Genomic DNA, 22,554 nt, shown 5'->3' on the forward strand with positions numbered 1-22,554 from the left:
TTGGATAAGTCATCCAACCCCATTATAAAGGACTTTTTTATATCATGAAACAGTTAAATTTTTAATGCAACACTAGTGATTTAATATAGAAGAAAGACGATGAGGAGGGTACGTATGGTTAAACGGTGTGACTGGGTAACAGAAGAGCAACTCTATATTGACTACCATGATAAGGAATGGGGAAGACCCTTGTATGACAGGCGACGGCTGTTTGAGATGCTGTGTTTAGAAGGAGCACAGGCAGGACTCAGCTGGTGGACAATTTTGAAAAGGAGAGAGGCTTACCGTGAAGCATTTGATCACTTCGATCCGTCAATCGTTGCTCAATATGATGAGAAAAAGATAGAAGAACTCCTTCAAAATAAAGACATTATTCGTAATCGCTTGAAAATTAACAGTGTTGTTAAAAATGCTAAAGCCTTATTAGCTATTGAAGAAGAGGGGGTATCGTTTACCGACTATATTTGGCAATTCGTTGACGGTAAACCTATAACCAATCGGTGGAACACACATGAAGAGGTTCCCGCTATGACTGATATAAGCCAACGCATGTCCAAGCAGCTGAAAGCAGACGGCTTTACCTTTGTTGGCCCGACTATTTGTTATGCTTATATGCAAGCCTTTGGTATGGTGAATGATCACTTAAAGGATTGTTTTTGCTATGAAGAGATAGAGAGTAGTAAACGAATGGACTGAGTTGCTCAGAGAAGCCTTCTCTAGGCAGTTCGAGCAAGTTAGGATGACCGACTTGCTTAGATACCGTCTCTCTAAGCAAGTCGCATCATAATCATTAGTTGAGTTACTTAGAGAGGCACTATCTACGCAACTCACGACTTTGAACATACGTGTCTCCACAAAAAACGAACCCACTCATTGGAAGTTACACCATGAGTGGGTTCGTTTTTTAGTGATTCTTAACTGGGTTACAACACTTTATTCAGGAAGTCGCGCGTACGCTCGTTCTTAGGGTTTTCAAATATCTGTTCAGGTGTGCCGCGTTCAACAATATGGCCTTCATCCATAAAGATGATACGGTCAGCCATTTCACGAGCAAAGTCCATCTCGTGGGTCACAACGACCATGGTCATCCCTTCGTTAGCCAAGTTTTGCATAACGCCTAGAACTTCTCCAACCATTTCGGGGTCCAATGCACTGGTCGGTTCATCAAAAAGCATGATATCCGGGTCCATTGCCAAGGGGCGTGCGATGGCGACTCGTTGCATTTGATTTGACAACAGAGGTATTAATTTTTTTATACTTCAGGCTTTTTTATGCTTTTTATCCTTTTGTTAAATTAAAATTCCCCCAGACTTATTCATCTGAGGGAAGGTAAAATCTACTTAAGCCTGCTCTATCAGCAGAACACACTCCACATGTATTTGGTAGAATGTTGCTACTTATACTCATTAATATTAATTAGTGTAAAGATATATACTTAAATCTAAGGAGATGGAGAAATTACAATGACTTAAATTATGGATTACAATATGGACAATTTCCCGGATCTGTCTTTTCTGTCCCATTAGGATAAAATTTTTCTTCGGAATGTCCACACTTATTGCAATTATATATTAGTGAAAGAGTTAATTCCGTAGGGTACCCACACCAACCGCAAGGCAGTCCTTTCTTTCTATCTATCAATTTAAAACCCGGCCATCCACATTCCGGACAATAATTAAATATATTTTTAACAAGGTCTCTAGTGGCAGCCTCAATACTTTTCATTCGAGTTGGATTGTATAGCGCTCTCATTTCGGTTTCGATATATACTTCACCATTATCAGACTTTCTTAAAGCATACTTAAATGCATTTTCTAACTTTTCCTTTGTTGCTATACCTTTAATTATTTCACTTTGGTCAGTGGAAGACTCCCTTACTTTGATGACAATTCCATGTTCCGGAAACCCTGCCTCTAAAGAAAATTTATATGCCTCCTCAAAACTTTTAACTATCTTATGACTATAGTTAGTTTCTGTTGTAGTTGCCATACCACTGATTTCTAGATCATTCTCTTTATCAACTAATAGTACTATTTCCCGATTAAATGGAACGAAGGGCATAAAAGGATGGGGACCAAAGGAACCTTCACTGGCAAAGGCTAAGGTTTTACCACATAAATCCATAGCGCCAATTGCCTTATGTCTTGCAGCTTCAAATTGATTTCCCATACGCTCTATATCTCCGGTAAATGTACCATATCGATCTGAATTAAACTCTTCAGGGATAATAATTTTAATTCCTAATTCTTTTTCTAGTATCGGTGATATTACTTCTTCCTTTTTATGCATAGTTGCTAAAATTCCCTCACGATTTTTAAACAAGCTGTGAGTAACTTTTTCTTTATCCATAGTTGAACTCCTCTCATACATATAATGGCGTTCTTACCCATTACTTAATTACTCGAATATCTTCTATATAGACTATCCCCGCATATTTTAAAGACAAATATTTATTGTATATCTTTTCAGCTACAGCTATAGCCTCTTCTTCATTCTCTATTATAATTTCTATTCTTATATTTTCACCAAATCTACTAAGTCCTCCATCTATAAATTTGAAATTATATTTGCTATTTGATAGTAAAGGGGGATTCCTATTAAAATATTAAAGGGAAAAATAATCCCTAGACTCATTCCAAGAGCCAAAGAGGGGTTGGCATCCGGAAAGGTACTTCTCATTACTGCCGGTGCAGATATAAAGGATGCTCCACCAGCCAATGCTGCAAACACAGTTGCTCCTCCTGGACTTAAGCCAATAAAAGTAGCTAATATTATTGCCATAAAAGCCTGTAATGGCGGGAGAATAATTGCTAACACCAATGTAACTGGCTTAACACTTTTTAGTCCAAAGATTCTTGAACCGGAAAGTATTCCTATATCAAGCATAAAAATTGTGAAAATTCCCTCAAAAATATTATCATAGAAAGGCATGAGACTTTTCGTTCCTTCAACACCTGATATTAATCCAATTAGAAAGCCACCAAAAATTAATAATGTTGATTTAGCTGTTAAAGATGTACGCAATATATCTCTTATATTATATTCACCTTTTTCTACTTCAACAGATCTTTTCTTTAAACCAACACGACCTAGAACAATACCGGTAAGTAAAGCTGCTGTATCCATAAAAGGGTACAAGGCAGGCACAAATTCCTCATAGCTAGCTCCCATTTGCTCTAAAAAAACCAAAACTGTTATAAGGGTTACACTATTACATGCTCCATAATGCCCTGCTATGGATCCTGCATTTTCTGGATCAAATCCTATTTTTGACATTATATAGTATACTACAGTTGTAATTAAAATACCCATAATTATTGCGGATAAAGCAGGTATTACTACTCCTAGTATCCCTGTTTTACTCACTGCTACTCCACTCTGTAATCCTATGGATATTAAAATATATAATGTTATTGCTGATCCAATTGAATCAGGTATTTCAAGATCAGATTTAACTGATACCGCTATAACTCCTAATATAAAAAATAATATTGCTGGAGATAACATGTTGCTAAAAGCAAATTCTAAAGAAATCATCTTACTTAACACCTCACCATTATTTTTAAAACTTATTTTTTTCATTAATAAATTATAATTAATTACACACAAAAATAAGGCCAACATCATATTACTAACTTTGAGTTAGTAGCCATTGATGCTGACCCACATTTGACTGGTGTATTCCACCTTTCATTTGTCTATCAACTTCCCTTTATCTTCATAATTTTCATTACAATATAATTGTAAATTATAAGGACAGTAGTACACCTCCTTTCATTATATTAAGTGCTTATACCCTGGCTTTTGTAAAAGTATTTGAGATATTGTGTCATACTCTTAGTGGTGTTTGTTGTATAGAGTACCTAAGCAAAAAACCGACTTTTTCTAGCAAGGTACAGTATCCACATTTATAGTGGTATAACTGCCTTACGCTAGAAAAAAGTCGGTTTATCCTCAACTTACCCACTATTTCATCCAAAATGGGCCTTTGTAGATCTCCCTACTATTATTTTTTCTAAGACATTAGTTTTTTCTCTAAATCGCCAGATAATTTAAAGATCATAACCCGTTCACCGGTTTTTGTACTGATGTCCGTATGAAATGTTATTACTTCTTCCCCTGTTTTTTCTTTTATTATTTCACCTAACATATCTCGACCTGCTTCTACTAGATCTGCTCGAATTTTCTTAATAGATAATATTCCTTCTGATGTTTGGCAAACCTTATATTCTGCAGGTGTTAATATTCCTCTTAGAACAACAATGACCATATCCCTTAAAATGTCAGTTTTCACTGTAACGGATCCTCGTCCTAGAAAATCCTTCTCCCACAGTGTTAATGCCTTGCTTATTTCTGCTTCTAATTGACCTTTTGTTATGGTTGTTCCCTCCTATCAAGGGTATTTCCTATCACCATATATTAAGGGTGACATACCGATTTGTTTCAATCTAAGCAACAAAACCCTAACCGTATTTTCATACAGACAATTAATTATTATCTTAATGCTAATACATTTGATAATTGTACTTATATTGAGCAACCTATTCTAACTTAAAAAATTTAATTTAGCATAACATATATCTAATTCGTTGTAAATACATAGAAAGTCATTGTTTGTTGTAAGCGCTCAATAAAAGCGCGGATTCAAACACACTGTCTGCCATGAGATAATCTTTAGTATAGTAGTAAGTTTTAGCACCAGCTAAGCAATCCTTTCCAAAGGAAATGAAACGGTCGACCATTTCAACAATTCGTTTCAAACTCTTTCATATTGCAGGAAGGCTAACGAGTCATGCCAGGCAACTAAGAGTTCGTTTGGCATCATCTCACGTATTTGATTCCCTCTTTTGGGAAGTGCTTGAGAATATTCAATCGCTTGTCCTCTTGCATTAGCTTTTTGAATGAGTCAGACGCCTTTTTTTAAGTAGTGTAAAACCAAGGGGGTGGTATACCCTTTTTTTGGGCGGACCTATCAAAATCTGCCTGAACCGACTTTATTCGAGCCAGTCAAGACAACAAAAATACTCAAATGAACGAAAATAGTCAGTGAAATAGTTATCCACAGATAGCTATGGATTATTCAGGAATAAGTACTTTTATAAAGTTGAATTATAAATGAGTACTCTCACATATTAAATAAATAGCATGGAAAACACTTGTTGTTGACATATTTCAAACCATCATAATATTAAAAACCAATGAGTAAGTATAAATCGAATGAACTTGTATAGAGATGGTATACGATTATTTATACATTATACTATAAAAACATTTGTATTTATGCATGTTAAAAAAAGAGTAACAATTCTTTAAAATAAATCGTTATTAAGAATGTAAGCAGTGATCACCTTACAGAATGACTTAAAGGAGGAAATAGGATGCAAAAAGAATGGCAGGGTAATAAAGTAGATATTTATACTGAAGATGGAAGAAACGGTAAGATCATTCGAAAACGATTTGCTGGAGCAATTAGAAACGTCACCGAAGAGCAAGTTAGTGCGTTTACTCAAGCGATTGACTCAATAAATGATTTTCCTGTGTCTCACGCTGTATTAATAGAAGAGCACCGCTTTACCTACTAATACGTTGGTATCATTATAACAAGGAGGACATTGAATGAATAAACGACTTGAAATGCGTTTTGAAACAGAAGAAGGAAAGAGCCGCGTGATTGGTGTGGATCAACCAAAACTGAATTTGGATCCGGCAGTTGTACAGACAGCAATGGAGCAAATCATTGCTCAAGATATGTTTGAAATGGATGGCTTCAAAACCTTTTCTAAAATTAAAGATGCTCGTTACGTTACTCGAACAGTCGACGACATTTTAGATTTATCAATAGAAGCATAAACAAATGAAAGCTGTCCATTTCAGGGCAGCTTTTTACTGTATGAAAGAGCCCATTAATAAAACAAGCTATAATCTCTTCCATATAGTAAGTGAATTTGCTATACTACCACTGAAGATATAGAAAGGGGTTGACTAAATGAAAAAAGTATTAGTATCAGGAGTCAAGGGCTATCAAAAAGTCATCTCACCCTTATTTCCTCCTAGCTGCCGGTATTACCCGACGTGTTCACATTACACGGTTCAAGCTTTGGAAAAACATGGAGCACTTAAAGGATCGGTTATGGGGATGGCTCGAATTATGAGGTGCAACCCGTTTGTTAAAGGTGGGGTAGATAAAGTACCCAATCACTTTACAATTAAACGTAACCCCGATAATGAGCATGATATTTATTTAGGTGATGGTGTGACTGCAAAAGAAGACTCATATAACGAAAAATAAAAAAGGGGATGGGAAAAAAGTCACCTTTTAGTAATAATTTATAAATCTGAGTAATTAAAAACACCGTCAAATCAAGGATCATTTTTCCTAGATTTGACGGTGTCTTCTAATTCAGCTAGTTATTTCCCAGCCCCTTTTTTAGAATTCATGTGTGACTTTTATAATCCTCTATCCGGATCTGGACTATTACCGTCCACACGGTCATTATTGAAGCGATTGTTTGCCGGTGTGCCATCATCAAATGTGTCATCTTGTCTGACATCTTCAATTCGAGCGTCACCTTCTTTTTCCACATCTAATTCTTCATGACGAACCGTATCTTGAACTGTACGTGTGTCTTGAGTCGTTTCTTTTCTTACATCGACTTCTTCAACAACTTCTGTATCTTTTTCAACACGTACGGTTTCTTCTCTTACAGGGATAACTGTTTCTTCTGCATCACCCGTAATAGTTCCACCGTCATGTTTATCACCATCACGTACTGGTTTTCTTTCAATAACCACTTCTTCTTTTCTAACTGGCACGTCAATCGTTTCAGTTTCCTCAACGACACGTTTACCAACGTGAACATCTCCAGTTTTATCTTCTTTTTTAACATCCAAACGTTCTTCTCTTAGTTCGATAGATTCGCCGTCTACCTCGTTATCCATAGTAGGAGTATCCATATCTGTGCTTGTCATACCAGGAGTAGTAGCTGTTTTTGTTGTAGCGCCTTCTACATCTGCACCTTCTCTAACTAATACAACGATGCTTCCTTGGTTAATATCATCTCTGTATTCATAAACCGGGTCATTCTCTCTATCATAATCAGGATTATCATAGTTAGAATCACTGTAAGAATCATCTGTTGTAAACGCATCTTTAATTGAATCCCAGAAAGATCGGTCATTGTCACCTGAATCAGTTGTGTCTGTATTTCTTGTAGTGACTTCTGCGTCTACGTTCCATGGGAAACTATCCCGAACCTCTTCATTCGCTACAATCGTAATGTTTTCTCGAGGGTAACCTCTGTCTCTCAAAGCTTCAACAGCACGCATTGCCTCATCAACATTATTATATACGCCTTCAACTCTATTATTATTCATAATAACTCCCTTTCTTTCGATTATTTGACTACACCCTGAGTATAGTCCCTAATCGATAATTCTTCAAAAGATACGATTTATAGCATGAGATTTGTAAACTAGTTGAAAAATATAAACAAACTACTTCAAATCAAGGCCTATTATTACAGTTAAATGACAATCTTGGTAGAAATAATACAATTTGCCCATTAATTTGTTTTACTAACTAATTAACTATTGTAAACGCTTCTTATAATAAGTATGATGAATGTAAGCGTTTAATAGGTTTAATGATTGTAAAGAAGGGGGGATGAGAAAAACGTCCTTAGTTTAGTAATGGCAGTTACTAGCTCTCATACATATGAGAAAAGTGTTGTGGGTTTAACCATCTACGAGGAGGAAAGAAATGGAAAACAGTACAAAAATAAAAGTGTTTAATGCATTCGCCAGCTCTATGCTTGTTGCACCAATATTGACAACAAGCCTATCAGTCATGGCGCAAGAAGTGGAGAATGATTTAAGTACAACTAGTCAAACAGTTGTTTATCATAATGATTTTGAAACTGATGCGGATGTGAATGATGGCATCATGAAACCAGCAAGCAATGCTGTATTAGAATGGTTTGCTGATGATACAGAAACAGGTGTAATGGTGACTAATAGAAATGCTGATTATGACGGCATTGATATACCATTTGAAGCGTTGGACATAGATGTTGCAGATGGAGTAGAATACTCCATTCAAGTTCTCGGCTTTATCGAAGAAGGAACAGACATTCCAGCTGGAGCTCAAATGACATTAGAAACCGTTGACGGTTATTCTTGGTTAAATAATAAGCCAGCTGAAGAAGGCGTATTTGAATTAAATGCTATGTACAGCTCCGCCAATGCTAATGATGCAGATCATTCATTTAGAATTAAAACAAATAGTGAAGGCTCTGGGATGGAATTTGCTGTTACCGACATTCTGAATACCACTGAAGAAGACGAAGTAAATTTAGAAACGCTCTATCATGCGACGTTCGAAGAAGGTAATGAAGGAACTGTAGGTGCTGGAGCTGAAGTTCAACATATAGATGGGGCTATGAGCGTGACTAATCGCTCAGCTAATTGGCATGGATTAGATATTCCTAATAGTGTGTCGGGGATGGCATACGGCTACACTTATGACGTGACGATTAAAGGGTCTGTAGATGAACATGCCGACATTCCTGAAGGAGCACAAGCGTGGTTACAAGTTCCTGAAGCGGATTATCCATTGTTATCTGAAGCGGATTTTGTTGCAGGAGAAGAATTTATTTTAACTGACACGTTCACAGTGACTAATGAGGCTTACACTAAATTAAGAGTGCAATCAAATGACAGTGGTGCAACTGTTGACTTTGATGTCACAGAAGTCTTAATTGAGTGGAATCCTAATCAGACACCTATTATTGATGAAGAACCTGATCCTGATGCACCACTTGCAGAAGAATTCACATTTATCGATTTTGAAAACGGAGAGTTAAATGGCGTTGAAGGGCGAAGTGGTGAAGAAACTCTTCTTATAACAGATGAAGAAAACCATACTCCTGACGGTCAATACAGCTTACACATTTCCGACCGTGCAAACAATTGGCACGGACCATCGTTAGAAGTGACTCCTTATATTAATGCAGGGGAAACGTATGAAGTATCTGTGTGGGTTAAAGTAGATACTGAGTCATCTCAGCGATTAACACTATCAACTCAAGTGGGAGATGGCTCAGCAGCTGCATACAATAATATTGCAAGTGTCGATGTTAGTGCAGCAGATGGATGGGTTGAAATTACAGGAGAATACCGTTATACCTCATTAGGTGGCGGGTTCGTCTCTATCTATGTAGAATCAAATAATATTAATCTAGATTTTTATGTGGATGATGTGAATTTCCAACAAATTGAATCCGATCCAATAGAAGTAGATTTGGAATTGGCTTCTCTTCAAGCAGTATACGAAGATTATTTCAGAATTGGCAACGCTGTATCGATGCCAGACTTAGAAGGACCCAGAGCAGATTTGTTAACTCATCACCACAGCTTAGTAACAGCTGAAAATGCTATGAAACCAGGCGAAGTATATGATGGTCGTGAATTCGACTTCAGTGGGTCTAATCTATTGGCTGATAGAGTGGAAGAACTTGGTTTAGATCTTCACGGTCACGTATTAGTGTGGCACTCACAGTCGCCTGAATGGCACCATACTGAAAATGGGTCACCTCTTTCAAGAGAAGTAGCGCTAGAAAACATGCGTGTGCATATCGAAACAGTTATGGAGAACTTTGGAGAGCTAACAAGCTGGGATGTTGTTAATGAAGCCTTAGACGGCAGTTGGGCAAATCCTGAAGATTGGGAAGCTAATTTGCGTAACACAGGTTGGTTACGTGCGATAGGTGATGACTACATTTATCAAGCCTTCCGTATCGCTCGTGAGTACGCTGATAGTCAAGGCTGGCACGACATGGTCCTTTACTACAATGACTATAATGACCACGTTCAAGGAAAAGCTCGAACAATGTATCACATGATTAAAGATATCAACGACCAGTGGGCTGCTGAAAATCCAGATGAAACGCGTAAGTTGATTTCTGGAGTAGGTATGCAAGGTCACTATAGTATCAATATCAATCCAGACACTGTTGAACAATCTATTGAACGATTCACACAGTTGGGTATTGAAATTGGTATTACAGAACTTGATGTCACAACGAATACAAACAACGTGTATGATGCGGATGAAATTAATCGTCAAGCGTATATTTATGCCCGTCTATTCCAAATATTCAGAAAATACTCTGAACATATTGACCGTGTCACTTTCTGGGGATTAAATGATGCCAACAGCTGGCGTTCAGACCGCTTCCCGTTGTTATTTGATGGAAGCTTGCGTGCTAAACCAGCTTACTACGCCGTTGTTGACCCAGATGGATTTTTAGAAGATTATGAAGATGACTCAGTTAGCGTAAACCAGGGGTATGCTATTTTTGGTACACCGACGATTGACGCTGACATTGATAGCGTATGGGAAGATGCACAAGTTCTTCCTATGAACCGTATGCAACAAGCTCATGAGATTGGTGCTAGAGGAAACGCTAGAGTTCTATGGGATAATAACTATTTATATGTATTATATGAAGTAACAGATGGTTTACTTGATTCATCTGCGGCAAATGCCCACGAGCAAGACTCAGTTGAAGCCTTTATCAATGAGACAGGTGAAAGCACAACCGAGTATGTTGATGGTGTAGGTCAATACCGAGTGAACTATCTAGGAAACGAGTCATTTAATCCTGGACGTTACAGTGAAGGCTTCCAATCTGTAGCTCGTCAAACGGGTTCAGGCTATGTTGTAGAGATGGCTATTCCTTGGAAAGAAGTGACGCCAGCAGCTGGACACACATTAGGGTTTGATGTTCAAATTAACGATGCCAGAGATGGTGAACGTCATGGCGTGGCTGCATGGAACGATATGACAGGTATGGGTTGGTCTGATCCATCTGTATTCGGAAGACTAACACTTGTCAATTCAGCAGACGATATCGAAGATGAAGAACCAACTGATCCTGAAGAACCAGGAGCACCGGGTGAACCAGGAGAACCAGGAGAACCAGGAGCACCGGGTGAACCAGGAGCACCGGGTGAACCAGGAGAACCAGGAGAACCAGGAGCACCAGGAGAACCGGGAGCACCGGGTGAACCAGGAGAACCAGGAGAACCAGGAGAACCAGGAGAACCAGGAGAACCAGGAGAACCAGGAGAACCAGGAGAACCAGGTGAACCAGGCGACACAGATAATGATGATACTGATGGTTCAGATAAAGATTCAGGCGAAACTCTACCAAGTACAGCAACTGCTGTGGGAGTTCTTGGAGTTATTGGTGTAATGTCTGCAGTAACAGGTGCCGGTATTCACTTTATTTGCAAGAGAAAATAAGGTAAAATAGAATAGACAACGACAAGCGAAGGGATAACTCTCTTCGCTTGTCGTTTAAAGGAAATGAAGGAGGAATCGGTATGAAGTGGATTGCAAATGGGTTAATCATTATAGGAATTGGGTTTTTGGGGTATTTCGGCTTTTCTCTGTATCAACAAAACCAGATGCAGTCGGTCACGGTGCAAGAAGCTGAAGCGGCTGTGCGTGACATGCGTGTGGAAGATAACTCAACTGATCAAGAGACTATAATGGCGTTTTCTCCTTCGATGCATGAAGCCTTTGGACTCCTTCATATACCCAAACTGGATAGAAGCATAGGGATAGTGGAGGGAACTGACCCGGACGCACTCGATTTAGGTGTGGGGCACGTAGCCAGCACAGTTTTTCCCGGGCAAGGTGAGCAAATCGTTTTATCGGGACACCGCGATACCGTATTTAGAAATTTTGCTGATTTAGAACTGGGAGATGTATTTGTAGTGGAAATGCCATATGGAGAATTCACATACGAAATTAGAGACACTAAGATAGTCGATGCAGATGATACAACGGTCATTGGGAAGATGGGGGAAGAAGTTTTGGTCGTTTCGACCTGTTACCCCTTCAATTATATAGGCTATGCACCTGAACGCTTTGTGTTTTATGCCTATCCAGTTGATTAGTATATAGATAATTCAAAATGAATCTCAATTCTATTTAATAGGATTGAGTTTTTGTTTTATCCTACTCTTTCTATTTATAAAAAGAAAGAGTAGGATAAAAGCATCGCGAGTTAAAGGAAGATTAATTTAATGAAAAAAGAAACGAGTCTAGGAATCTTAAAAGAGTTGGACCATAAGGTTATGGAATCTGTCGAAGAAAAAGAACAGATCTTAGATAAAGGTAAATTCACTCATGGACACTATATTTATTACTTGGATAAAGAAACAGTTAAAGAAAACAGCTATAAATAAGCATAAAATCGCTAATCCTTTATAAAATCTTTACCACTCCACCTCCTTATACATGATAAAATAGAAGAGGAAAGAGTGAGGAGGAAAGTATTCATGCGTATTCTTGTGGCAGACGATGACAAAGAAATCTGTGATCTACTGGAGATTTATATAAAAAACGAAGGTTTTGAAGTCGAAAAGGCTTATGACGGTCAGCAAGTATTGGACAAATTAAGAGAAACAGAGATTGATTGTCTAATCCTTGATGTGATGATGCCAAAAAAAACCGGTTTGGAAGTAGTCAAAGAGATTAGGCAAGACTCGGCCCTTCCTATATTGATGTTAAGTGCAAAAACAGCTGATGTAGACAAAATAAGAGGATTGACGAATGGTGCAGATGATTATGTTGTAAAGCCGTTTAATCCTTTGGAAGTACTCGCTCGTGTGAAGTCTTTAATGAGAAGAAGCGCTTATGGGACAACAGAATCAGAAGCAGGGGATTTAGAAATAGGCCCACTCATTATAAGAAAAGATCAACATCAAGTGGAAACCGTTGATGGGGTAGAGATTCAGTTGACTGCTCTTGAGTTTGGCATTTTACATTTATTGGCGACGAATCCTAATCGTGTCTTTAGCGCTGACGAAATCTTTGAAAAGGTATGGAAACAAGAAAGCTTAGTGCCGGCGAAAACGGTGATGGTGCATGTGAGTCATTTAAGAGATAAGATAGAAAAAGCGACTGGCGGGGAAAAAGTAGTGAAAACCGTCTGGGGAGTCGGATATAAGATTGAGAACTAAATCAAGAAGCGAGGTCATATCGTGCGGTTGACTAATAGAGAAAAATGGCGATTAGCTATTGAAGCAATCTTCACAGCTGGGATTATTTTCTTGTGTTATTTTGCGGCTTACGAAATCTTCCGGTTATTCGTGACGACTTTTCCAGAGGTATTTGGCGAATTCTGGATCTTCGGAAATGTCTTTGACGATATTATTAACCAAGAATTATGGGGGCTAACACCACTACTCTTTTTTGTGTTAGTCATTGTAGCGGTAGCAGCTATTTTTTGGAGATTAAAGCGTCGTTACCGTCAATATGAATTGCAACACATTATAAAGGAATTGCACTATATTGCTAAAGGAAACTACACCCACCGTATCAACAGTCATTATAGTGAAGATATTGGTCAAGTAGTTGAAAGTATTAATGTTCTAGTTGATTCAACTATCGAAGCGATGGAAGAAGAAAGACGAATTGAGCAAAGTAAAGATGAATTGATTACCAATGTGAGTCATGACATACGAACACCGCTCACTTCTATCATTGGCTATTTAGGATTAGTGGAAGAAGAACGCTACTTATCGGTTGATGAAATGAAAAAGTATGTTCATACCGCGTATGAAAAATCCAAACAAATGAAAGCCCTCGTTGATGATTTATTTGAATACACGACAGTAAGGCAAACAACCACACCACTGGAGTATGTCACCTTTGATATGATTCAACTGCTCGAACAGCTGGCGATTGATTTTGAACTGGAAGCGAAAGAAGTAGACATGGACATACAAGTGGTTTCATCTGCAGATTATATAATGATGAGGGCAGACACAGAGAAAATTGTAAGAGTGTTTAACAACTTAATAACTAATGCGTTGAAATATGGAAAAGGCGGCACTCAAATCCGCATCCTAGCTCAAAAAGAGGGAGATAATGCGGTTATATCTGTTAAAAACAATGGTGAAAATCTTCCCGAAGAAGCCATCGACCAACTCTTCGAACGATTTTACAGGGCGGAAGCCTCGCGATCACAAGAAACAGCTGGAACAGGCTTAGGCCTCGCTATCGCTCAAAGTATAGTGGAGCTACACGGTGGGAACATCACTGCAAAAGTTGATAATGGTTGGACTGATTTCACTATTATCTTACCTTTAAACACTAATCAATAAAGCAGAACAGACTAACCTGTTCTGCTTTTTGCTTAGTGTTTTACAAAGATTAAAATCATGTGTCTAAAATTTGAATTGTTATTGAACATGGTTGTTTTTTAACCCATGAAAGAGTACCATAAGACTTGGTGAACTCGATTGACCTTAAATCGTTTCATTTCACCGAAAAGAATCTCGAATTCAGTTAGAACATAAGGTGTTCAGTATAACTTTCGCGAAACAATAAAAATTAGGAGTAAAAAACATGACATTTAATTTAAAAAGTTTTTTAAAAACAACTTTGGCAGCATCTTTAACATTCCCTATCTTGACGGCAGGGACATCAGTATTTGCTGAAGAACAACCAAGCCAGATTGAAGCAGAAGCAGCTTTACTTGTTGATTTTGAAACAGGGCAAATTTTGTACGACCAAAATGCAGACAGCCAGCGAGGCATAGCGTCAATGACAAAAATGCTTGTGGAATATATCTTGTTTGAAGAAATTGAAGCTGGAAACCTCACGTGGGATACTGAAGTCTCCATTAGTGACTATGCACATCAGGTCAGCCAAAACTACACGTTATCAAATGTGCCGCTAAGAAGTGACTATACTTATACTGTACAAGAGTTGTATGAAGCGTTGGCTATTTACTCTGCTAATGGCGCAACAATTGCTTTAGCTGAAGAAATAGAAGGTTCTGAACAAGCTTTTGTTGACCGCATGAGACAGTTAGTTGAATCTTGGGGTATTGAAGAGTTCGAATTATACAATACGACTGGGTTAAATAACTCGTCTTTATTTGGCAATCACTACCCAGGCAGTGATGAAACAGCTGAAAATATTATGTCAGCTAAAAGCATGGCTATTGTAGCTCAAAAAATATTAGAAGATTATCCAGAAGTATTGGAAACGTCCAGTATTCCTACAAAAGTATTTAGGGAAGGCACACCAGATGCTATTTCTATGTTGAATTGGAACTGGATGCTCGAAGGTTTAAGCCATGAACGTCTGGATGTTGATGGGTTGAAAACAGGAACAACTGAATTTGCTGGAGCGACCTTCACTGGAACAGCTTCTTCAGACGGACGCCGTCTGATTTCTGTTGTCATGGGTGCTGGAGACGGATTTGCTGATCGTGGTCTGCGCTTTGACGAGACATCAAAACTCTTGGATTACGGCTTTAATTCATTTGAACAGTTAACACTTATTGAAGCCGATGACTCAGTTGACGGTATTGAACCAATCTCAGTTAAAAATGGTGTTGAAGATGAAGTGACCATTGTGTCAACTGAATCGCTGAGCTTTTATTTGCCAAAAGGAACGGACACGGCAGATATTCAGTATACATTCGAGCCAAATGAAGAATTCTTTAACGATCAAGGACAACTAGAAGCCCCAATTGACGCTGGTACTGTTGTAGGTCAACTTGTGGTTGAAGATAATGATATGCTACAGTTCATTGATGGAGACACTGAACAAGTCGTTCCTGTGGCGACATCACAATCGGTGGAACGTGCTGGTTTCTTTACAATACTTATCAATTGGGTTAGTGACTTCTTTGGTGGATTAAGAAACAGATTTTAATTCCAATTCCTATACCACAGGATTAAGTTGACGGGAACAAGGGCTTAAGGTAGAATAACCTTACAAGTAAATATCTGAATGAGCGAACTAGTAAATAATGTGCAGGTTAAGAGAGTCAGTGGATGGTGCGAGCTGATCCTGTTTGCTATTGAATCCATCGCTGTGTGAAAATAATGAAGCATCAGCCTAAATTATTTCGGTACGGGCCGTTATCCGTATGAGTGCAAAAAGAATTAATTCTTTTTGAATCAGGGTGGTACCGCGAGAAGCAGTCCTTTCGTCCCTTTTATTAGGGAGAGGACTGCTTTTTTTGTTATCTATTAAAAAACAGGAAAGAAGGAGAAAAGATGCTGGACATTAAGTTGATCAGAACTGAGTTTGATGATGTGAAAGAAAAACTCAAAACTCGTGGTGTTGATGAGATGTTGTTGAATACCCTTAAGGACTTGGACGAAAAGAGAAGAGGGTTTATTCAAGAAACAGAGCGCTTGAAAAAATATCGCAACGAAGTATCAGAAGACATTGCTCGTAAAAAACGTAACAAAGAAAATGCAGATGAAGCTATTGCTGAAATGAAACAAGTTGGTCAAAACATTAAAGCGATCGACACAGAATTAGAAGAAGTGGATGCTCAAGTCACTGATATTGCTGCGGGTCTGCCAAATCTTCCGCACGCCTCTTTGCCAGTGGGTGAAGACGAAGAAGCTAATGAAGAAGTCCGTAAATGGGGTGAGACTCCAACATTTGATTTTGAAGCGAAGCCTCACTGGGAACTGGGAACAGATTTAGGTATTTTGGACTTCGAACGAGGGGCCAAAGTAGCGAGAAGTCGCTTCCTTTACTATAAAGGCCTAGGTGCTCGCTTAGAGAGAGCCTTATATAACTTTATGCTAGATCTGCATGTCACTGAACACGGTTATGAAGAAATCATACCGCCATATTTAGCGAATGATGATGCTTTATATGGAACCGGCCAATTTCCGAAATTTAAAGAAGACGTCTTCCAAATTGACGGGCACCCGTTAACGCTGATTCCTACAGCAGAAGTGCCGTTGACCAATTACTATAAAGATGAAATTTTGGACGAAAAAGATTTGCCTAAATACTTCACAGCTCTATCTCCTTCTTTCCGTTCTGAAGCAGGTAGTGCAGGAAGAGACACTCGAGGTCTGATTCGACTGCATCAATTTAATAAAGTTGAAATGGTTAAATTTTCTAAACCAGAAGAGTCTTATGATGAATTAGAAAAAATGGTCCAAAATGCAGAGACTATTCTTCAAAGACTAGGACTGCCTTACCGAGTTGTTTTATTATCAACAGGCGACACTGGTTTTGCGGCAGCGAAGACATATGATTTAGAAGTATGGATTCCTACTCAAGACACTTATAGAGAAATCAGTTCATGTTCTAACACGGAATCTTTCCAAGCAAGACGTGCGATGATTCGGTACCGACGTGACGAAGATGGAAAGATAGATTACGTTCATACCTTGAATGGGTCTGGATTAGCAGTTGGGCGAACAGTGGCTGCTATCATGGAAAACTACCAACAAGCAGATGGCAGTATTAAGATTCCAGAAGTATTGATTCCTTACATGGGTGGAGCAACAGAGATCCGTTAAATTCAGTAACTTAAGAAAAAAGGCTATCTTTATAGACGAGCCTTTTCTCTTATATTGAGATCAGGATATGTTACAATGACTGATAGACCTAAAAGATTAAGACAAGTATGTGGTGATAAAAGGAGGAGCACGATGGCTAATTTAGAAAAAGCGATTTTTGCAGGCGGATGTTTCTGGTGTATGGTAGCACCATTCGATTCATTACCAGGAATTGAATCAGTTGTCTCTGGATATACAGGCGGTCACGTTGAAAATCCAACATATAATCAAGTCACTTCCGGTACAACAGGCCACACAGAAGCAGTGGAGATCACATATGACCCTGAGCAAATATCCTATGAAGAATTGGTAGAGATTTACTGGAGACAAACAGATCCAACAGATGCAGGTGGTCAATTTGCCGACAGAGGGGACTCTTACCGTGCGGTAATCTTTTACAATAACGGTACTCAAAAAGAAATAGCTGAAGCATCTAAAAAAAGATTACAAGAGAGTGGGAAATTCAAAGAACCCATTGTCACTCAAATAGAAGAAGCTAAGCCGTTTTACCCAGCAGAAGATTATCACCAAGATTTTTATAAAAAAGAACAAGCTCATTATAAGAGATATAGTATTGGCTCTGGGCGAGCAGGTTTTATTAAGAATAACTGGAAAGACGCTTAACTAAAGGAATTGTTCATCCCTTGTTAAAATATTTATAGAAAAAACTAAAAAACGATTGACAAGGGATGAATAACTTTGTATGATATAAGAGTTGCTGCAGAGAGATGAAGCATTTCGGAGATTTAGCTCAGTTGGGAGAGCATCTGCCTTACAAGCAGAGGGTCAGCGGTTCGAGCCCGTTAATCTCCATTTCAGCACGAGCCATTAGCTCAGTCGGTAGAGCAACTGACTTTTAATCAGTGGGTCGCAGGTTCGAATCCTGCATGGCTCATAGTACTTTTAACCAGTGAGTACTATAACAAAATACTTGTCACGCGGATGTGGCGGAATTGGCAGACGCACTAGATTTAGGCTCTAGCGCTTCACGGCGTGGGGGTTCAAGTCCCTCCATCCGCATAGCACATTTTATTATTTAGCCGGCTTAGCTCAGTTGGTAGAGCAACTGATTTGTAATCAGTGGGTCGAGGGTTCAAATCCTTTAGCCGGCATTGCTTTTTGCATAAACCTTTGCGGAAGTAGTTCAGTGGTAGAACACCACCTTGCCAAGGTGGGGGTCGCGGGTTCGAATCCCGTCTTCCGCTTATTTACTAGTTAACAGTAAATACGCAGTTTAAGCCGGGGTGGCGGAATAGGTAGACGCACAGGACTTAAAATCCTGCGGAGGTTTCTCCGTGCCGGTTCGATTCCGGCCCTCGGTATTCGTATAGAGCACCCTTAGCTCAATTGGATAGAGTACCTGACTACGAATCAGGCGGTTAGAGGTTCGAGTCCTCTAGGGTGCATGTTTTAATGTTACGGGAAGTAGCTCAGCTTGGTAGAGCACTTGGTTTGGGACCAAGGGGTCGCAGGTTCGAATCCTGTCTTCCCGATTTAACACATTTATTATGGCGGTGTAGCTCAGCTGGCTAGAGCGTACGGTTCATACCCGTGAGGTCGTGGGTTCGACTCCCTCCGCCGCTATACAAGAATATGTCGAAGGACCTTTAGCTCAGTTGGTTAGAGCAAACGGCTCATAACCGTTCGGTCGCAGGTTCGAGTCCTGCAAGGTCCATTGATTTGATATTCTTATATCTATTATCGCGGGGTAGAGCAGTTGGCAGCTCGTCGGGCTCATAACCCGGAGGTCGCAGGTTCAAGTCCTGCCCCCGCAATTTGCTATGGTCGTTGACGCTTTAGCGGCATAACGAACATGGTACGCTTGGACGACAGTCCACAGTGTGATTTACAATAGTTCTTTGGTCCCGTAGTGTAGCGGTTATCACGCCTGCCTGTCACGCAGGAGATCGCGGGTTCGATTCCCGTCGGGACCGTTTAGTCAGTATTTTATGCGGGTGTAGTTTAGTGGTAAAACCACAGCCTTCCAAGCTGTTGTCGGGAGTTCGATTCTCCCTACCCGCTTCATACTTAAAAAGTATGCCTATTTCAATAGGGCCTATAGCTCAGCTGGTTAGAGCGCACGCCTGATAAGCGTGAGGTCGATGGTTCGAGTCCATTTAGGCCCATTTCAATACTATTATGGCCCCTTGGTCAAGCGGTTAAGACACCGCCCTTTCACGGCGGTAACACGGGTTCGAATCCCGTAGGGGTCATTTTTTTATAATGTGGAGGATTACCCAAGTCCGGCTTAAGGGAACGGTCTTGAAAACCGTCAGGCGTGTAAAAACGCGCGTGGGTTCGAATCCCACATCCTCCTTTTCATAATACGTTGAGTATTATACATTATCGCGGGGTAGAGCAGTTGGCAGCTCGTCGGGCTCATAACCCGGAGGTCGCAGGTTCGAGTCCTGCCCCCGCAATTTGCTATGGTCGTTGACGCTTTAGCGGTATAACGAGCATGGTACGCTTGGACGGCAGTCCACAGTGTGATTTACAATAGTTCTTTGGTCCCGTAGTGTAGCGGTTATCACGCCTGCCTGTCACGCAGGAGATCGCGGGTTCGATTCCCGTCGGGACCGTTTTAATATGTAATAAAGGCGCTGTAGCTCAGTTGGTAGAGCAACGGATTGAAGCTCCGTGTGTCGGCAGTTCGACTCTGTCCAGCGCCACTTAAATATCGGAGGGATAGCGAAGTGGCCAAACGCGCCGGACTGTAAATCCGTTCCTTCGGGTTCGCAGGTTCGAATCCTGCTCCCTCCATATTTAGGGGTATAGTTTAATGGTAAAACTATGGTCTCCAAAACCATCGATGTGGGTTCGACTCCTGCTACCCCTGTGTTCGAACCAATAGAGTATTTAGTTTTAAGCAAGTTTATGTTATAATTTGTATCGAACAATATAATAATATGGCGATTGTGGCGAAGTGGTTAACGCACCGGGTTGTGGTCTCGGCATACGTGGGTTCGATCCCCATCAGTCGCCCTTGATTGGGCTATAGCCAAGCGGTAAGGCAACGGGTTTTGATCCCGTCATTCCCAGGTTCGAATCCTGGTAGCCCAGTATTATTAATTTAATAAAGTTGATAATTGATGGCGGTATAGCCAAGTGGTAAGGCAGAGGTCTGCAAAACCTTCATCACCGGTTCAAATCCGGTTACCGCCTTATCATCAAAGAATTATTTAGCCGGCGTGGCGGAATAGGCAGACGCGCTGGACTCAAAATCCAGTGCCCGTTAAGGGCGTGCCGGTTCGACCCCGGCCGCCGGTATCTTATAAAAATCGTGATCCTTCTTATTCATATAGAAGAATCACGATTTTTTTGTTCTTTATAAAGAGAAGAAAAGGCTACCTGTCAAAACGTGCGAATTCGCTTGGCGGGTAGTAGGTTAAAGAGAGGTTAATACTTCAAGACTGTTTTAATAAATAGTTTTCATACGCAAAACATGAAAGCGGTTTACGAATGTGGTAAACTATAAAGGATTAATTAAATTATATGGAGGACAACCAATTGAAAAAAGAACCCATTTTAAATGATAAAGCAATCATCCAAGTCGGAATGATTGTAAAAGATATTGAAGAGACAAGCAGAGCGTATGCTGAATTTTTTAACGTAGACGTACCTGAGATTGTATGGACAGGTGAATTCAAAGATGCTAATCAGCATTATAAAGGTGAGCCGGTAGAGTCCAGAGCCAAGCAATCCTTCTTTGATATGGGGAGCGTTCAGCTAGAATTGATAGAACCAGATAATGGGCCTAGCACCTGGCGTGATCATCTAGTAAAGCATGGAGAAGGTGTGCATCATATTGCCTTTATGGTAGATGGCATGAAAAATACAGTAGCGAGATTTGAAAGTCATGACATGCCACTCATACAAAAAGGTGAGTATACTGGAGGACGATATGCCTATTTAGATACATTTGATAAATTGAAGCTAGTCGTTGAGTTGTTGGAAAATGACTAATAACGAGGAGGGTGGTTCCTTGCGAGTACTAGCAGTAGTAGGGGATTATGATCATGACGAAAAGCTGTTTAAAGAGACGCTTGATAAAGTGACTCACTCTATAGAAGAAGTAGAGGTTATGTATACAGATCGAAAAAATGTAATAGATAAACTTAACTTGCAGCCATCGTTAGTCATCTTGGCTGCTGAAAACCGACTGAATCCAGAAGATGAGAACGTCAAGAGCTGGATGACAACAGAAGATGCAGAAGCTATTGATACTTATGTTAAAAAGGGTGGTTCTTGGTTTGCTTGGCATTCAGGATTAGCGGGCTATGAAGAACTAACTGAGTACGTCAAGCTGCTAGGAGGGTATTTTACTCATCACCCAGATGACCATGCTCAAGTAAGGTACACATTTAAAGAGAGCTCATTATATAAAGAGAAGCAACCTAGCTTTGAAATATCAGATGAACATTATTTTGTTCAATTAATGGGGGAAGTTGACGTCTTCTTAGAATCGTCATCAAAAGACGGCGATTCCATTGCTGGTTGGACCAAGACAGTCGGAAAAGGTAAAGTTGCCGCATACACTCCCGCTCATAAAGAAGAAGGTCTGTCACATCCCCAAGTCCATAAGGATTTAACATCAATCATTAAATGGTGCGTAAGCAGTTAAATAAAATATAAAGCAGGCTTGAGAAGAATAAGATCTTTTCTGAGCCTGTTTTAATATAAAAACTCGTAAACATCAGAATAAATAAGGAAAAGAGTTTGAATTAAACTAAAGAAGAATGGGCGCAAATGGCGTTCGTACAACTATAATTAAACTATTTTATAAAAAAGTAAAATAAGTGTTGACGACGAGTCTTTTAACTGATATTATTAATCTCGTTGCTGCAAAACGCTAGTGAAAACTAGTAAGTAATTAGCGCAACAAAAAACTTTTAAGTTTATTGTTGACTAATACTCAACCATGAGGTATACTTAAGAAGTTGTCGTTTGAGAGAGTGACAGACACCTTTTAGAAATTGATAAAAAATAATTAAAAAAGTGTTGACACTTAATCGAAGCGATGGTATGATATAAAGGTTGCTGCGAAACGCAGACAACCCAAATGAGAAACACTGGATCTTTGAAAACTGAACAAAGTAAAACAACCAAATGTGCAGGGGTCTTCGGTTCATTTATGAATCAAGACAACTATAG

General features: G+C 39.5%; 19 protein-coding genes, 25 tRNA genes, 1 pseudogene and 1 other annotated feature. Of the genes and pseudogenes, 40 read left to right on the top strand and 5 right to left on the bottom strand.

The window, feature by feature from the left end:
• Window positions 1-114 precede the first annotated feature (114 nt).
• Window positions 115-696: a DNA-3-methyladenine glycosylase I gene (locus tag C3945_RS10485; protein ID WP_161879635.1), complete on the top strand. Its 582-nt coding sequence runs from the start codon at window positions 115-117 to the stop codon at window positions 694-696.
• A 227-nt stretch (window positions 697-923) separates the two neighbouring features.
• Here C3945_RS10485 and glnQ read toward each other — a convergent pair.
• From glnQ to C3945_RS10505, 4 genes and pseudogenes are all read right to left on the bottom strand, one after another.
• Window positions 924-1,238 (bottom strand): annotated as a pseudogene (gene glnQ / locus C3945_RS10490) (glutamine ABC transporter ATP-binding protein GlnQ); the annotation flags it as partial.
• A gap of 235 nt (window positions 1,239-1,473) precedes the next feature.
• Window positions 1,474-2,349 (bottom strand): DUF6671 family protein, encoded by an 876-nt coding sequence (locus C3945_RS10495; RefSeq protein ID WP_161879636.1) that lies wholly within the window; start codon window positions 2,347-2,349, stop codon window positions 1,474-1,476.
• Between the two features lie 198 nt (window positions 2,350-2,547).
• Window positions 2,548-3,537 (bottom strand): sodium-dependent bicarbonate transport family permease, encoded by a 990-nt coding sequence (locus C3945_RS10500; protein ID WP_161879637.1) that lies wholly within the window; start codon window positions 3,535-3,537, stop codon window positions 2,548-2,550.
• A gap of 478 nt (window positions 3,538-4,015) precedes the next feature.
• A complete protein-coding gene (locus tag C3945_RS10505; RefSeq protein ID WP_161879653.1) occupies window positions 4,016-4,378 on the bottom strand; it encodes a DUF2294 domain-containing protein in 363 nt (120 codons plus the stop codon).
• Between the two features lie 347 nt (window positions 4,379-4,725).
• On the opposite strand from C3945_RS10505, the gene C3945_RS12155 reads away from it, so the two are divergent.
• The 4 genes from C3945_RS12155 to yidD all read left to right on the top strand — a co-directional run bounded on the left by C3945_RS12155 (window position 4,726) and on the right by yidD (window position 6,289).
• Window positions 4,726-4,893: a transposase gene (locus C3945_RS12155; protein WP_161879638.1), complete on the top strand. Its 168-nt coding sequence runs from the start codon at window positions 4,726-4,728 to the stop codon at window positions 4,891-4,893.
• Between the two features lie 485 nt (window positions 4,894-5,378).
• Window positions 5,379-5,582: a DUF1659 domain-containing protein gene (locus C3945_RS10515; RefSeq protein WP_161879639.1), complete on the top strand. Its 204-nt coding sequence runs from the start codon at window positions 5,379-5,381 to the stop codon at window positions 5,580-5,582.
• A gap of 34 nt (window positions 5,583-5,616) precedes the next feature.
• Window positions 5,617-5,850 (top strand): DUF2922 domain-containing protein, encoded by a 234-nt coding sequence (locus C3945_RS10520; RefSeq protein ID WP_161879640.1) that lies wholly within the window; start codon window positions 5,617-5,619, stop codon window positions 5,848-5,850.
• 136 nt (window positions 5,851-5,986) lie between these two features.
• On the top strand, window positions 5,987-6,289 hold the full coding sequence (gene yidD / locus C3945_RS10525) for a membrane protein insertion efficiency factor YidD (protein WP_161879641.1): 303 nt from the start codon (window positions 5,987-5,989) through the stop codon (window positions 6,287-6,289).
• Between the two features lie 158 nt (window positions 6,290-6,447).
• On the opposite strand, the gene C3945_RS10530 is transcribed toward yidD, so the two are convergent.
• Entirely contained in the window at window positions 6,448-7,374 is a 927-nt protein-coding gene (locus C3945_RS10530; protein ID WP_161879642.1) for a DUF2382 domain-containing protein, read from the bottom strand.
• Between the two features lie 385 nt (window positions 7,375-7,759).
• Between C3945_RS10530 and C3945_RS10535 the strand changes: the two genes are divergently transcribed.
• From C3945_RS10535 to C3945_RS10705, 35 genes are all read left to right on the top strand, one after another.
• On the top strand, window positions 7,760-11,305 hold the full coding sequence (locus C3945_RS10535) for an endo-1,4-beta-xylanase (RefSeq protein ID WP_161879643.1): 3,546 nt from the start codon (window positions 7,760-7,762) through the stop codon (window positions 11,303-11,305).
• 80 nt (window positions 11,306-11,385) lie between these two features.
• Window positions 11,386-11,964 carry a class D sortase gene (locus C3945_RS10540; RefSeq protein ID WP_161879644.1) on the top strand — a complete coding sequence of 193 codons (579 nt, stop codon included), beginning with the start codon at window positions 11,386-11,388 and terminating at the stop codon, window positions 11,962-11,964.
• Window positions 11,965-12,093: 129 nt separating this feature from the next.
• Window positions 12,094-12,255 carry a hypothetical protein gene (locus tag C3945_RS10545; protein WP_161879645.1) on the top strand — a complete coding sequence of 54 codons (162 nt, stop codon included), beginning with the start codon at window positions 12,094-12,096 and terminating at the stop codon, window positions 12,253-12,255.
• Between the two features lie 93 nt (window positions 12,256-12,348).
• On the top strand, window positions 12,349-13,032 hold the full coding sequence (locus tag C3945_RS10550; protein WP_161879646.1) for a response regulator transcription factor: 684 nt from the start codon (window positions 12,349-12,351) through the stop codon (window positions 13,030-13,032).
• A gap of 21 nt (window positions 13,033-13,053) precedes the next feature.
• Window positions 13,054-14,178, top strand: a complete 1,125-nt coding sequence (locus C3945_RS10555; RefSeq protein ID WP_161879647.1) for a sensor histidine kinase — start codon at window positions 13,054-13,056, stop codon at window positions 14,176-14,178.
• A gap of 244 nt (window positions 14,179-14,422) precedes the next feature.
• Window positions 14,423-15,742, top strand: a complete 1,320-nt coding sequence (locus tag C3945_RS10560; RefSeq protein ID WP_161879648.1) for a serine hydrolase — start codon at window positions 14,423-14,425, stop codon at window positions 15,740-15,742.
• 66 nt (window positions 15,743-15,808) lie between these two features.
• Window positions 15,809-16,030 (top strand) — a binding site (T-box leader).
• A 59-nt stretch (window positions 16,031-16,089) separates the two neighbouring features.
• Window positions 16,090-17,364 carry a serine--tRNA ligase gene (gene serS, locus C3945_RS10565; RefSeq protein WP_161879649.1) on the top strand — a complete coding sequence of 425 codons (1,275 nt, stop codon included), beginning with the start codon at window positions 16,090-16,092 and terminating at the stop codon, window positions 17,362-17,364.
• Between the two features lie 132 nt (window positions 17,365-17,496).
• Window positions 17,497-18,027 carry a peptide-methionine (S)-S-oxide reductase MsrA gene (gene msrA, locus C3945_RS10570; protein ID WP_161879650.1) on the top strand — a complete coding sequence of 177 codons (531 nt, stop codon included), beginning with the start codon at window positions 17,497-17,499 and terminating at the stop codon, window positions 18,025-18,027.
• A gap of 116 nt (window positions 18,028-18,143) precedes the next feature.
• Window positions 18,144-18,216: transfer RNA gene (locus C3945_RS10575), tRNA-Val, on the top strand.
• Window positions 18,217-18,225: 9 nt separating this feature from the next.
• Window positions 18,226-18,298 (top strand) — tRNA-Lys (locus tag C3945_RS10580).
• A 43-nt stretch (window positions 18,299-18,341) separates the two neighbouring features.
• Window positions 18,342-18,423 (top strand) — tRNA-Leu (locus C3945_RS10585).
• A 19-nt stretch (window positions 18,424-18,442) separates the two neighbouring features.
• Window positions 18,443-18,515, top strand: a tRNA-Thr gene (locus C3945_RS10590).
• Window positions 18,516-18,536: 21 nt separating this feature from the next.
• Window positions 18,537-18,608 (top strand) — tRNA-Gly (locus C3945_RS10595).
• A 33-nt stretch (window positions 18,609-18,641) separates the two neighbouring features.
• Window positions 18,642-18,725: transfer RNA gene (locus C3945_RS10600), tRNA-Leu, on the top strand.
• 10 nt (window positions 18,726-18,735) lie between these two features.
• Window positions 18,736-18,809, top strand: a tRNA-Arg gene (locus C3945_RS10605).
• A gap of 13 nt (window positions 18,810-18,822) precedes the next feature.
• Window positions 18,823-18,896 (top strand) — tRNA-Pro (locus C3945_RS10610).
• A 17-nt stretch (window positions 18,897-18,913) separates the two neighbouring features.
• A tRNA-Met gene (locus tag C3945_RS10615) sits at window positions 18,914-18,987 on the top strand.
• 17 nt (window positions 18,988-19,004) lie between these two features.
• A tRNA-Ile gene (locus tag C3945_RS10620) sits at window positions 19,005-19,078 on the top strand.
• A gap of 27 nt (window positions 19,079-19,105) precedes the next feature.
• A tRNA-Met gene (locus C3945_RS10625) sits at window positions 19,106-19,178 on the top strand.
• An 86-nt stretch (window positions 19,179-19,264) separates the two neighbouring features.
• Window positions 19,265-19,337: transfer RNA gene (locus C3945_RS10630), tRNA-Asp, on the top strand.
• A 17-nt stretch (window positions 19,338-19,354) separates the two neighbouring features.
• Window positions 19,355-19,425 (top strand) — tRNA-Gly (locus tag C3945_RS10635).
• Window positions 19,426-19,455: 30 nt separating this feature from the next.
• A tRNA-Ile gene (locus C3945_RS10640) sits at window positions 19,456-19,529 on the top strand.
• A 15-nt stretch (window positions 19,530-19,544) separates the two neighbouring features.
• Window positions 19,545-19,616: transfer RNA gene (locus C3945_RS10645), tRNA-Glu, on the top strand.
• A gap of 14 nt (window positions 19,617-19,630) precedes the next feature.
• Window positions 19,631-19,720, top strand: a tRNA-Ser gene (locus C3945_RS10650).
• A 30-nt stretch (window positions 19,721-19,750) separates the two neighbouring features.
• A tRNA-Met gene (locus C3945_RS10655) sits at window positions 19,751-19,823 on the top strand.
• Window positions 19,824-19,909: 86 nt separating this feature from the next.
• Window positions 19,910-19,982, top strand: a tRNA-Asp gene (locus tag C3945_RS10660).
• A 17-nt stretch (window positions 19,983-19,999) separates the two neighbouring features.
• A tRNA-Phe gene (locus tag C3945_RS10665) sits at window positions 20,000-20,072 on the top strand.
• Between the two features lie 10 nt (window positions 20,073-20,082).
• Window positions 20,083-20,163: transfer RNA gene (locus C3945_RS10670), tRNA-Tyr, on the top strand.
• Window positions 20,164-20,168: 5 nt separating this feature from the next.
• A tRNA-Trp gene (locus tag C3945_RS10675) sits at window positions 20,169-20,239 on the top strand.
• A 73-nt stretch (window positions 20,240-20,312) separates the two neighbouring features.
• A tRNA-His gene (locus tag C3945_RS10680) sits at window positions 20,313-20,385 on the top strand.
• 6 nt (window positions 20,386-20,391) lie between these two features.
• Window positions 20,392-20,463, top strand: a tRNA-Gln gene (locus C3945_RS10685).
• A 31-nt stretch (window positions 20,464-20,494) separates the two neighbouring features.
• Window positions 20,495-20,565, top strand: a tRNA-Cys gene (locus C3945_RS10690).
• A 20-nt stretch (window positions 20,566-20,585) separates the two neighbouring features.
• Window positions 20,586-20,670: transfer RNA gene (locus C3945_RS10695), tRNA-Leu, on the top strand.
• A 240-nt stretch (window positions 20,671-20,910) separates the two neighbouring features.
• A complete protein-coding gene (locus tag C3945_RS10700; protein ID WP_202623355.1) occupies window positions 20,911-21,366 on the top strand; it encodes a VOC family protein in 456 nt (151 codons plus the stop codon).
• Window positions 21,367-21,385: 19 nt separating this feature from the next.
• Window positions 21,386-22,024 carry a ThuA domain-containing protein gene (locus C3945_RS10705; protein WP_161879652.1) on the top strand — a complete coding sequence of 213 codons (639 nt, stop codon included), beginning with the start codon at window positions 21,386-21,388 and terminating at the stop codon, window positions 22,022-22,024.
• Window positions 22,025-22,554 lie beyond the last annotated feature (530 nt).

This window comes from Alkalibacterium sp. MB6, from assembly GCF_009935905.1.
Classification (GTDB): domain Bacteria; phylum Bacillota; class Bacilli; order Lactobacillales; family Carnobacteriaceae_A; genus Alkalibacterium.